Origin of the sequence: Corynebacterium sp. 74A (assembly GCF_008930665.1) — a bacterium.
GTDB classification, from domain to species: domain Bacteria; phylum Actinomycetota; class Actinomycetes; order Mycobacteriales; family Mycobacteriaceae; genus Corynebacterium; species Corynebacterium megadyptis.
Genome location: NZ_PQMG01000002.1, coordinates 152,520 through 164,804 on the forward strand (window position 1 = coordinate 152,520; position 12,285 = coordinate 164,804).

The window sequence follows — 12,285 nt, forward strand, 5'->3', positions numbered from 1 at the left end:
CATATCTCACACCCCGCAGCGCGTATCCGGCCACGCGAATAGCGCTCTGAGCGCTTTCGCCAAGCGTGCGGGATTTCTACGGAAGCGTAGCCAATAGTAGGCACACCTTGTTTATCGCGAGAATTACTGCGCTCTGTGATGGAGTAATTCACATTTTTATCTGCCAGAAGAGCACAGCGGTGCGGTCTTCTACCCCCAAAAGGTGTACCTGCTCTAGTCCCGCACCAGTTTTAGGCAGGGCTAGGCCGGAGCCAATCCAGCCAGTCCTCCAGCCCCTCTCCAGTGCGGGCGGACATCTCGATCACCGGCGCATTCGGGTTTATTGAGTGCAGATTGGAGCGGAACAGCTCCATGTCGAAGTCCAGATGGGGTGCGAGATCCATCTTGTTCATCACGATGGCGTCGACGGCTTTAAACATCACGGGATATTTCAGCGGCTTGTCCTCGCCCTCAGTAATGGAGAAGATCATGGCCTTGCGGTGCTCTCCCACCGCAAACTCGGCAGGACAGACGAGATTGCCCACGTTCTCCACGATCACCAGATCCAGCTGGGAGAGATCCAACCCCTGCAGGGCACGGTGCACCATGGGGGCGTCGAGATGGCACTCCCCGCCGAAACCGTGGCCGGTGTTGAGCAGGGAAATCTGGGCGCCATGGCCGCGGAGCCGATCTGCGTCCAGGGAGGTCTCAATATCTCCTTCGATCACGCCGATACGCACCTGGCCTGCGAGGGCGGCGAGGCTACGCTGCAGCACTGTGGTTTTGCCGGCGCCGGGGGAGCTCATGAGGTTGATGCATTCGACGCCGTGGGCGTCGAATGCGGCACGGTTCTCGGCGGCACAGCGGTCGTTTTCCGTAAAGATGTCTTCCAATACCGAGATACGCTCGCGCCCAGTGTCATAGGCTGAGTGATCTCCGAGATCGCGCTCGCTGCTCAGTGCCGGAGCGTGCCCGTGCTCATGGCTATGCCCGTGCTCATGGCTGTGTACTGTGCCATCATCGTGCCGGTGGAATCGTCCCATAGTTCTTCTCTTTTCGCCTGCTCGCAGAAAGTGGCTGTGCCCTTAGCTTAGCGCGGAGGCCGGCCCCTCCACCTCGATATCGACCACCCGGAATTCCTCCCCAGAGAGAATCTCGGCAGCCCCACCACAGCGGGGACAGCATAGGTTCAGCTCGGCGCCCATCTCGCCGTGAAAACCGCAGGAGCATCCCAGCCACACCGGAATCCAGCGGGTGTCGAGCTGGGCGCCGTCGAGTTCGGTGCCGGCAGAGACGAAGTGCCACGCATACTCGAAAGAGGCGGGCACCACCTGCCGCAGCTGTCCCACCTCGAGATGGACTACGCGTACGCGGCGGCCGGCGGCGGCGCGGCGCACCACCGCTGCGAGCTGGGTGGACAGAGCGACTTCGTGCACGTGATCGAATCTAGCAGCCGCTACTACTATCGGGGATATGGTGAGTGAGCGTAGACGCGCCGAGATTCTCGGGGTGGTACAAGGCGTCGGGTTTCGACCCCACGTCGCCCGGTGTGCCGCGCGCTTTCCGCTCACTGGGTTCTGCGGTAATTCCGACTCGGCCGTCTATATCGAGGCCCAGGGCGACCCGGCGGTCCTTGCGGAGTTCTTCCACACCGTCATCGACGAGCTGCCGCCGCTAGCGCAGGTGCAGCACCACCACACCACTGCGATACCGCTGCGCCCTGCAGAACGCGGCTTTCGCATTGTCGCCTCACAGCACTCCGGCGCCACCCCTACCCTGCTGCCGCCAGATGTGGCCATCTGCCCAGAGTGCGTGGCCGATATGGCGGATCCACACAATCGGCGCTTCCGCTATCCTTTCACCACCTGCACCAACTGCGGTCCACGGCTATCGATAATCGAGTCCCTGCCCTATGACCGCCCCCGCACCACCATGCGGGAGTTTCCCATGTGTCCGCGCTGCGCCGCCGAATACGCCGACCCGCTGGATCGGCGCTATCACGCCCAGCCCATCAGCTGCCCCGACTGCGGCCCGCAGCTCTGGCTGGAGCGCGAGGGCCGCCGGGTGGAGGGCGATCTCACCCGCGCCGCCGAGTGGCTGGCCGCAGGGGAGATTCTGGCGGTCAAAGGCTTAGGCGGGTTCCATCTGCTCTGCGATGCGCGCAACTCAGCCAGCGTGGCGCGGCTGCGCCGGCGGAAGCAGCGACCCCATAAGCCCTTCGCGGTGATGGCGCCGCTCGCCGAGGTCGAACGCCTCGCGGAGATCGACCCGACGCTGGTGTCTCAGCCCGCCCAGCCCATCGTTATCGCCCCGCAGGCAGCCGATTATGACCTCGCCGACGAGGTGGCCCCAGGCAATACGGATATTGGCATTATGCTGCCCTATACCCCGCTGCACACCCTGCTCGTGGATCGCCCCGTAGTGGCCACCTCCGGCAATATCTCCGGCGAGCCGCTCTGCTTCGAGAATGAGCGCGCCCGCGCCCAGCTTGCAGGAATGGCCGATGGGTGGGTGATGCACGACCGGCCGATCCACGTCCCAGTGGAGGATTCCGTGGATCTTGCCCACCATGATCGGCTGCTGCCGGTGCGCCGCTCGCGCGGTAAGGCGCCGCTTCCGCTGCCGCTCTCGCTGCCCGGCGCGAGGTCTTCGCCGCCGGTGCTGGCCGTGGGCGGGGAATTAAAAAACACCTTCACCTTGCTCGTCGGCGAGACCGCCCATATTTCCGCGCATATCGGCGACATGGGCTCCTGGGCGACCCAGCAGGCTTTTGAGCGCGCCGTGGAGCAGCTGCTGAGTATGCGTCGCGCTGAGCCAGAGCTCGTAGCCTGCGATTTGCACCCGAACTATGCCACCACGGCGTGGGCGGAGCGCACCGGATTGCCCGTGGTGCAGGTGCAGCATCACCACGCCCACGCTCTCTCGCTGCTCGCCGAGCAGCAGCTTCTCGATCAGCCGGCGGTGATCGCCACCCTGGATGGCACCGGCTATGGCCTCGACGGCACGATCTGGGGCGGCGAAATCCTCAGCTATTCCCCGGATCGTGGCTGCACCCGCGCCTGGCACATCCCCCGCTTTCCGCTTCTCGGCGGCGACCGTGCGGTCCGTCATCCTTGGCGCATCGCCGTCGGGCTCAGCCACGCCTATGGCCTCGAGTGCCCGCCGCTGCCCGCGCCCGCAGCAGAGCGTGAGCTGGTAGAAGCCCAGCTGCGCACCGGATACGGGGCGGTGGAGTGCAGCTCAGCAGGCAGGCTTATCGACGCCATCTCCACCATGCTTGGCCTCTGCCCCGAACAGAGCTTTGAGGCCCATGCCGCGCTGCGGCTGGAAACCTGCGCCCGCAGCGCCACCGAGCAGCTGCCCTCGGAGGCGGACAGCATTCCCGAGCTGGTGCAGGAGGCTCTTGATGGCACCGCCGCCGCGACGGCGGCGTGGCGTTTCCACCACGGGCTGGCACAGATTCTTGCCACCCAGATGCGCCGCATTGCCGCCGAGACTGGGGCGGAGATCATGGGTATTAGTGGTGGCTGTGGCCTCAACCGGCTTGTGCTCGGGCATCTGCGCCGCGCGCTGCCGGAATTGAAGGAGCACCGCGTCGTTCCCGCCAATGATGGCGGGCTCTCCCTCGGCCAGGCCGTGGCGGCGCGGCTAGCAAATGCGGGGCAATGGGTCCCCGACCAGCATGTCCACCATGCGGGTGCCACCGAAGCCGGTGCGTAGCACCACCGAGGCGGCCGGTTGTTCCACGACCTGCCCCAGCTCCACGGCCTCAGGCGCGCCCGCGGCATGGAGGGCGCGCAGCGCCGCCTCGGTCTGCGCCGCCGGAACCACGGCGACAAAGGTCCCCTCATTGGCCACATAGAGCGGGTCGATGCCCAGCATGTCACAGGCGGCGCGGGTCATATCCCGCACCCGCACCCCGTGCTCGTCGATGGCAACTCCGAGGCCGGTGGAACGAGCAAGCTCATTGAGCACGGTGGCCACGCCGCCGCGGGTGGCATCCCGCATCCAGCGCACCTGCGGGGCGGCGTCGATAAGCGCCTGCACAGCGGAATTGAGGGCCCGGGTATCGGACTCGATGGGGGCGTGAATGGCCAGATCACCGCGGGCCAGCATGACGGCCATGCCGTGGTCGGCGATAGGGCCGGAGATAATAATGCTGTCTCCCACCTGCACATGCTCGGAGCCAAGCTGCAGGTTCGGCTGGATGGTGCCGATGCCGGCGGTGGTGATGTAGAGCTTGTCGCCTGCCCCCTTGGGCACCACCTTGGTATCGCCGGTGGCGATGGTGACCCCCGCTGCATCGGCGGCGGCGCGCATGTCCTCCACTATGCGACGCAACACCGCAATCTCGAGCCCTTCTTCCAAGATAAAAGCCGCCGAGATCAGCGCGGGCTGTGCACCTGCCATCGAAAGATCATTGACCGTACCGTTGATGGCTAAGTCGCCGATGGAACCGCCGGGAAACTCGATGGGATTGACCACATAGGAATCGGTGGACATCGCCAGCGCACTGCCCGCTTCGCGGATGAAGGAGTCTGCTGCCACCACAGCCGAATCGCCACCGGCAGAGAGGATGGGATTGCCATAGGCATCGAGGAATACCTGCTCAACGAGCGCGGCAGAGGCCTTGCCACCGGAACCGTGGGCCAGGGTCACGCGATCCTCGGTGAGGCGGAAGGGGCGGGCACGGACCCGAGAGATATTGCTCTGGACCTTGTGTTCATCGTGGTTTAGCCGGTTCTTCGGTTCCATGGCGTGGGCCCTGCCTCGCTTCTCGTAAATGCAATCGTAGGGTGCGCGCCGCAGCACAGCGAGCGGCGGGCGCATGTCTCGCTTATTAAGCGTAGTAGCCCCCAGCCAGCCGCTGCGCGTCGATTCACCCACCTGCGCCTACCCTAGCTGCAGTGAGATCAGCCACATATTTGATGACAGTTAGGACACGCTCGGCCCACTACTCCGGCGTGTTGTGAGCATTTTGGGTACAAGTCCTCAGCAAGCCGCTAGCGGATTCACAGCTGATCTCCAGATTACCCCTCCCTTCCACCCCCGCGCACCGCCCTGAGCTGGGTTTTTGCATTTGTTTTGAATAATGAATCACAGGGGGTATCACACCCGCGGAGCGACTAGGGCGACGGCGCAGAGCAGGCTAGTGTCTCCGACTATGACAACAGTGTGGAGAACACTCACGGCGGTGCCGTTGACGACGCACAAGGCAGCTGCGGTGAGTATCGCGCTGTTGATTATCGCGATCGTGGCCGCAGCACTACTTTTGCTGCGCGGGGGCCGCCTGCATCGCCGAGCTGGGCTCGTCGCTCTAGCAGCGGGAGCGCTGGTGCCACTCGGAATATGGATCGGACTGGAAAAGATCTGGCGCCCCTTCCCCGATCACATCCCCACCGAGATCTACCTCTCCGGTGGAGTGACGGTGGCTGTACTCGTGGCAGCTCTGACGAGCCTCGCAATCCGGCCGCGGCGACGCGGAGTGCTGCTTCTCCCCCTCGTCGTACTTGCCCTGATCGGAGCGCTGATGGTGGCCAACACCGCCTATCAGGTCTATCCCACGCTCGGAGCCTTGGATCCGCGGCCACATGCAGCGAAGATGAGCATGAGCGAGGCGGAGGCGATGCGTGCCAAGAACACCGTTCCGGAGAATAAGGACGGAGACACCGTCGGTGCACTCGTCAGCATCGACATCCCCAGCGGCAGCGGCTACCAGCCGCGCCCAGCCCAGGCTTATCTGCCACCGGCTTTCTTTGCAGGGGAGAAATTACCAGTGTTGATACTCATGCCCGGTTCTCCCGGTTCGCCACCCCAGTGGTTCAACACCGGACAGCTCACTCACATAGCTGATGCCTTCCAGCAGAGGCACAACGGCACCGCGCCCCTGATTCTGAGTGTCGATGCCACCGGCACCCTCGCGGGCGCCCCGAAATGTGTCGGCGAGGTAGAGGACTATGTACGCACCACAGTGCCTAACTATGCGATTTCTTCCCTCGGAGCCACTCCAGATCGCAGCCGGTGGAGTATCGGAGGTTTGTCTTACGGTGGCACGTGTGCACTGCAGATATTCTCCCGACACCCCGATGCCTTCGGCACAGTTTTGGACTATTCCGGTGAGGCGGAACCATCGGTGGGCAATCATAAGCAGACCGTGGATCAGCTCTTTCAGGGCAGCGAAGATGCTTTCGCTGCTCACAATCCACGGGATGTCCTCACTGCTGCCCTGAACTCCAACTCCACGGCCTATCGGGGGCGCGCCGCTCGCTTTGCTGCTGGGGCGCGCGATCACGATGCTCAGCGGGCGATGCAGGGATTTGACTCTCAACTGCGTTCCCTTGGGGTAGACAGCCACTACCAGGAATATCCAGGCGGCCATACGTGGCAAGTATGGCGCGCGGCCATTACCAACGATTTTGAATTCATTGCTCAACGAGGGGGACTGACATGACACACTCACCCGACGCCACGGCTCACGATTCTACAACCGACCCGAAAGCTGAGCCACCAACTCTGCTGGTACTCCTGCGCCGCCGACTGCTCAACTATGCAGTCTCTGGACCCGTCACCCTCTCGATGATCGCCTGTGCGTGGATCATCCATCTGGTGGGAATAAACGCCGTCTTCGGCCCAGAAAGCTATCTGGAAAAGGTAGCGATTAGCGGGCTCAGTACCCAAACGCTGCAGGGCTTGTTTCCCGCCACACTTGGGTTACTCCTCCTCGGCATACCCGCTGAGCGCACCCTAGGTACGTGGCGCTATCTACTCGCCGCGATACTGTCTCAAACCCTCGCTGTCGGCACTGCGGTCGCACTCGGAGAGCTCTGGACAGCGCACTCTGGGTGGGCCCGAGGGATCGCCTCGGGCACAATTCTTACCCCAACAGTGTGGCTGCTGGCCGTCAGCATGTTGGCTGCACCTCACTACACCGTGGTGTGGCGACGCAGAGTACAGTTCTTCTCTGTCGTGATCGCGGTAGTCTTGCTCCTTTATTCCGGAACATTGCAGGATGTTGCGATAGCGATCGCGGTGACGGGATGCGGGTTGATCACGATCCGCCATTGGGACTGGCAGGCGACTGTGCGAGAAAAGCGCCGCATTTCCGCAATCACAGTATTCGCTGTTGCCATCGGCCCCTTTTTGGCCGCCATGAATCCACACAGCAATGCGGTACTTTCCTCACTCGGACTATTTGTCACCTCCCCGTCTTGGTCTCTTGACTCAGCGGAGGAGGTATGCGCTCATGCTCGCCATAGTGCAGCATGCATGAGCGCTGCGAACTCCGTAAACAATGCAGGTATTGCGCCCTTCCTCGGCAATGTGGCCATCGCACTCGTCTTTGGAGTGCTCTGCTACGGACTCGCCCGTGGCCGCCGCCGCGCGCTCTATGCCACTATCGTGTTGCTTCTCGCCACCGCCGGCGTGATTATCGCCGCATCCTCACGCGTCGGTATCGCGTGGGCCCCCTTCGTGGTGCAGGCTCTCGCCCTCATTGCCCAAAGGAAGTGGTTCACCTCGGCGGGATCACGTCGAGCTGTGGTGCGCTCTATGGCCATCATGGGCGGTCTCACCATGGTACTCGCAGGGCTCTGGCTCGCGATCTTGCCCACCATGACCGGCCTGCGCGAGTTACCGTGGCGCTTCCTCCCCCCAGTGTTGTCCCGATTCTCGCCGGCACCACTTATTCCAGAATCGGGCATTGAGAGCCTCAGCTTTGAGTGGACCCCGGTGATCTTCTGGACGGCCGCAGCGACCATATTGTGGCGGCTGTTCACCGCCCCCACCCCATCGACCGTGCCCCCAGCAGTGCGCCGGATCTTGGAAAACGGAACCGGCGACCACATTTCGTGGATGGGTACATGGCCGCACAATTCCTACTGGATCGCAGCAGACGAACGCGGCTATGTAGCCTATCGTGTCCACGCTTCTATCGCGGTTACCGTCGGTGCTCCGGTGGTGCTAGATGCTGCTGAGTTGTCGAGTGTGGCCGATGAGTTCGAACAGTATGCCCGCAACCAAGGCTGGCGGGTGGCCTGGTATTCGGTGAATAACGAGTTCGCCTCCACGCGTGCCGCACATTATTCCTCCCTGCACGTGGCCGAGGAGTCCGTGGTAGAGGTGGGCATCGAGTTCAAGGGCAAGAAATTTCAGGATGTGCGCACGGCCCGTAACCGCGCCGTCAAGGAGAATATTCGCTACGAGTGGACCACATGGTCCCAGGCCAACCCTGTGATTCGTGCCCAGATCCACGCATTGAGCGAACAATGGGTCTCGGAAAAGGCCCTGCCGGAGATGGGCTTTACCCTAGGCTCGGTATCAGAACTCATCGATGATGAGGTGAAGCTGCTGATCGCCGTAGATGACACCATGCACGTGCACGGTGTCACCAGCTGGCTGCCGGTACGCCATAATGGCGAGATCGTCGGCATCACCCTAGATTTCATGCGTCGAGATCGCGAAGGATTTCGGCCCGTGGTGGAATTCCTCATCGCCGAGGCGATCACCACCGCCCCCGATATCTATGGTCCGCAGCTGGAGTGGGTCTCCCTTTCCGGAGCTCCGCTCTCTGGCGGGGATACCTCCAGCCTGCTGGGCACGATGCTCAATGAACTCGGCAGAGTCCTCGAGCCCCTCTATGGCTTCCGCTCACTTGCCGCTTTCAAGCGCAAGTTCAAGCCAGTGGAGCACTCTTGGCTACTCTGCTATGACGACCCCACTGCGCTGCCCGCCATCGGCCTCGCTGTGTCTCGCTGCTACCTGCCGCACGTAAAACTGCGAGACGCTCGGGCCGCCGCTGCGGTATGGACCGCCGCCCGCAGCGAGAGAAAAGACCGCGCCGCAACCGCCCACGCGGACAACCGCGAGCGCTCCTAAAGGCCCCTATACACACGGCACCCGCCGTCTGCGCCTCGGGAAGAATCCCCAGCTGCAGCCGGCGGGTGCGTGTATGTTTGGCAGCGAGGTTTTAAAGCTCGGGCTTCACAATCGGGAAGAGCACGGTCTCGCGGATACCGAGGCCAGTCAGCGCCATGAGCAGGCGATCGATGCCCATGCCGCAGCCTGCGGTGGGCGGCATGCCCTGCTCCATGGCGGCCAGGAAGTCCTCGTCCAGCACCATGGCTTCATCGTCGCCATCCGCGGCCAGGCGGGCTTGATCCTCGAAGCGTTCCCGCTGAATGATCGGATCGACCAGCTCGGAGTAGCCGGTGGCCAGCTCGAAGCCGCGAACGTAGAGGTCCCACTTCTCGGTCACTCCGGGCTTCTCGCGGTGAGAGCGGGTCAGCGGGGAGGTCTCCACGGGGAAGTCCTTGACAAAGATCGGGCCGTGCAGCTGATCTTCGCAGAGCAATTCCCAGATCTCCTCGACCAGCTTGCCGTGGCCCCAGCCGCCGGTGGCCGGAACGTCTAGGCCGATCGCTGCAGCGATCTGCTTCAGCTCCTCGACGCTGCTGTCGATGGTGACCTCGGGCTGGCCGGGGAATTTACGCTGCAGCGCCTCGTTGAGCGAGGGATACATCTCAATTTCTTTCCACTCGCCGCCGAGGTCGTACTCGGTGCCATCGGCGAGGGTGACGGTGGTGGAGCCGAAGACCTCCATGGCCACGGCCTGAATTAGCTCGCGGATGGTGCGGGCGCCGTCCTCGTAGGTGCCCCACGCCTGGTAGGTCTCCAGCATGGCGAACTCCGGAGAGTGGGAGGAGTCCACACCCTCGTTGCGGAAGTTGCGGTTCACCTCGAACACGCGCTCCAGGCCGCCGACCACGCAGCGCTTGAGATAGAGCTCCGGCGCGATACGCAGATAGAGATCCATGTCCATGGCATTGGAGTGAGTCACGAAAGGACGCGCCGCAGCGCCGCCGTGCAGGGTCTGCAGCATCGGGGTTTCTACCTCCACGAAGCCCTCACCCTCGAGGTGGTGGCGCAGCGCGCGCATGACCTTGATGCGGGTCATGGCGTTGCGGCGGGCCTGCTCGCGCATGATGAGGTCGGTATAGCGCTGGCGCACGCGGGTATCTTCGCTCATCTCCTTATGTGCCACCGGCAGCGGGCGCAGGGATTTGGCCGCCATATGCCAGCGCGCGGCCATCACGGAGAGCTCACCGCGCTTGGAGGCGATCACACGACCACGCACGGAGACAATATCGCCGAGGTCCACGTCCTGCTTCCAACTGGCGAGGGCGTCCTCGCCGACCTCCCGCAGCGAGAGCATCGCCTGCATGGTCTCGCCGCTGCCCTCCTGCAGGGTGGCGAAGCACAGCTTGCCGGTATTACGGACGAAAATCACGCGCCCGGCGATAGCCACCTCGGTGTCGGTTTCTTCCCCGACCTCCAGCACTCGCGCCCCCTCCGGGGCCTCGGCGGCATCGTCTTTGCGCACAAAGAACTGGCGACGCAGCTCCGTGATCGAGATGGTGCGGTCTACCTCCACGGGGTAGGGATCGCGCCCCTCGGCGAGCAGCTTCTCGCGCTTCTCGCGACGGATTCGCAACTGCTCAGGCACATCATCTACGCGTTCGGCGGGTTTTTGCTTCTTAGTCTGCTCGCTCATGACTGATTACTCTAGTGCATTCCCCCGCAGGCGCTTTTCGACGCCCACCTCCTGCCCAGCACCCCGCCGCCGCTCGCTCACCCCGCGCCGACCTAGAGCAAAACGGACATCACAGCCCCATTTATCCGCAGATTCCCACAGTAGTTTTTACCCCCATTACTTTCTGGTCGCCTGACGTACTACCCCTCTCCCCGAGACCAAAACGGCAGTGACCAGCGGCGACATAAAATAGGCCGCCAGCCAGCACCTTTATGCTGTGAGCCCCGACAGGCCCCGGATGTTGTTGTGATGCCCACCGCACACAATACGCCGAGGGGCCTACCCCGCCGATCCACAACTGTGCAGGTCTATCCTTGATGAGGTGCGGCGGGAGCCATAGACTTACGGTTACGTAATAAGCGCTGATGCCGACGAGGCCACGCCCCGCACTGCTGGGACGCCACACCCTCGCCATCACCAACGTTTCACCACGTGCTCGGGCGCGCATGTGCCGCGGATTGCGTCGATAAGCACCGACGCCGCGATTTAATCCACATACAACGCGCCACCCCAGAAAGGGGGCATTTATGCTCGTGCTCCCGTGTCACTTTATGGAAAAGAGGCCGACCATGAACTCGAAGCGCACACTGTTCATCGCCACCACCACCGCCTTGGCCACTCTGGCAGCACCGCTCGCCGTGGCCGCACCGGTCTACGCCGCGGAGGCACCCACCGCAGTAGAGGACCACGCCCAGGTCCAGGTGCAGGAGGGATACATGACCAGCGCCGATGGCAAGGGCACCCAGATCTGGTGGAAGTCACAGACCCAGCCTCACGCCCGTGGCACCGTGGTGGTCATCCACGGCGCCGCCGAGCACTCGGGCCGCTATGACTACGTGAGCAACCGCCTGCTCGACGCCGGCTACAATGTCTACCGGCTGGACCACCGGGGCCACGGCAAGTCCGCCCTCCCCGAGCTGGGTAATGCGGTGGTGCGCGGCCACATCGATGATTTTCATTATCTCGTCGACGATATGAACCAGCTGGTGAACAAAGCCAAGTCCGAGAACCCGGGCATGAAGACTTTTATGCTCGGCCACTCCATGGGCGCACTTGCGGCACAGTTCTACGGCATTAAATACCCCGGCCAGATCGATGCCTTTGTCACCAATGGTGGCGGCGCCCCGCTCAACCTTTCTGGGGTGAACAACCCGGGGCAGACCATCACCCCCGAGGCGATCACCGAGACTCAGCGCAATGCACAGCCGAGCATCTACGAGAGCCTGCCTTTCCGAGAGCTGACCACCTTTAATGCCCACATGGTCAATGAGATGATTCCCGGCCGCCGCGATATTCATATGCCCTCGCCGCTGGGCAGCGACCTCATCCAGGTGCCCAATGCCTTCACCAACGGGGTGGCCTCCGACCCGGCGGTCACCGCCGAATACCAGACCGATCCGCTGGTCAATAAGAAGATCAGCCTCGGCATGGCCGAGCAGATGGCCTTCGCGGGCTTCTACGATGCGGCGAACGCTGATCTCTTCACCGCCCCGACACTCATCATGCACGGCAGCAAAGACGGGCTGGTGCCGCCGTACTTCGCCCAGGACTGGTACAACGCCATTGGCTCCGCCGATAAGGAGCTCATCTACTGGGAGGGCCAGATGCACGAGGTGCTCAACGAGCCCGCCAAGCACGAGGCCATGGATAAGGTCATCGACTGGCTCAACGCCCACTAGAAAAACACGAACCCCACGCTTTCGGCGTGGGGTTCGTGT

The 12,285-nt window shown here is 63.0% G+C and carries 8 protein-coding genes; 4 read left to right on the plus strand and 4 right to left on the minus strand.

Translation table 11 applies throughout. The features are described 5' to 3' along the window. Positions 1-230: 230 nt before the first annotated feature. Together hypB and GBB11_RS03695 are read right to left on the minus strand one after the other, a co-directional pair. On the minus strand, positions 231-1,022 hold the full coding sequence (hypB, locus tag GBB11_RS03690; protein WP_151549833.1) for a hydrogenase nickel incorporation protein HypB: 792 nt from the start codon (positions 1,020-1,022) through the stop codon (positions 231-233). Between the two features lie 42 nt (positions 1,023-1,064). Continuing rightward, a complete protein-coding gene (locus tag GBB11_RS03695) occupies positions 1,065-1,415 on the minus strand; it encodes a hydrogenase maturation nickel metallochaperone HypA (RefSeq protein WP_151549832.1) in 351 nt (116 codons plus the stop codon). A 37-nt stretch (positions 1,416-1,452) separates the two neighbouring features. Here GBB11_RS03695 and hypF point away from each other — a divergent pair, with 37 nt between their 5' ends. Then, the gene (hypF, locus tag GBB11_RS03700) at positions 1,453-3,699 is read left to right on the plus strand and encodes a carbamoyltransferase HypF (protein ID WP_151549831.1); all 2,247 of its coding nucleotides are present in this window, start codon (positions 1,453-1,455) and stop codon (positions 3,697-3,699) included. Here hypF and hypE read toward each other — a convergent pair. Next, complete coding sequence (hypE, locus tag GBB11_RS03705) at positions 3,628-4,734, minus strand: hydrogenase expression/formation protein HypE (RefSeq protein WP_151549830.1); 1,107 nt, start codon at positions 4,732-4,734, stop codon at positions 3,628-3,630. The genes hypF and hypE overlap by 72 nt on opposite strands. Before the next feature lie 409 nt (positions 4,735-5,143). Between hypE and GBB11_RS03710 the strand changes: the two genes are divergently transcribed. Both GBB11_RS03710 and GBB11_RS03715 read left to right on the plus strand, forming a co-directional pair. Then, a complete protein-coding gene (locus GBB11_RS03710; protein WP_151640961.1) occupies positions 5,144-6,430 on the plus strand; it encodes an esterase family protein in 1,287 nt (428 codons plus the stop codon). Next, positions 6,427-8,853, plus strand: coding sequence for a phosphatidylglycerol lysyltransferase domain-containing protein (locus GBB11_RS03715; RefSeq protein ID WP_151549535.1), 2,427 nt, complete (start codon positions 6,427-6,429; stop codon positions 8,851-8,853). Before GBB11_RS03710 ends, GBB11_RS03715 begins: the two co-directional genes overlap by 4 nt. Before the next feature lie 91 nt (positions 8,854-8,944). Here the strand turns inward: GBB11_RS03715 and lysS are convergent, their stop codons facing one another. Next, positions 8,945-10,528 (minus strand): lysine--tRNA ligase, encoded by a 1,584-nt coding sequence (gene lysS / locus GBB11_RS03720; protein WP_151549534.1) that lies wholly within the window; start codon positions 10,526-10,528, stop codon positions 8,945-8,947. Between the two features lie 608 nt (positions 10,529-11,136). Between lysS and GBB11_RS03725 the strand changes: the two genes are divergently transcribed. Next, on the plus strand, positions 11,137-12,246 hold the full coding sequence (locus tag GBB11_RS03725) for an alpha/beta hydrolase (RefSeq protein ID WP_151549533.1): 1,110 nt from the start codon (positions 11,137-11,139) through the stop codon (positions 12,244-12,246). Positions 12,247-12,285 lie beyond the last annotated feature (39 nt).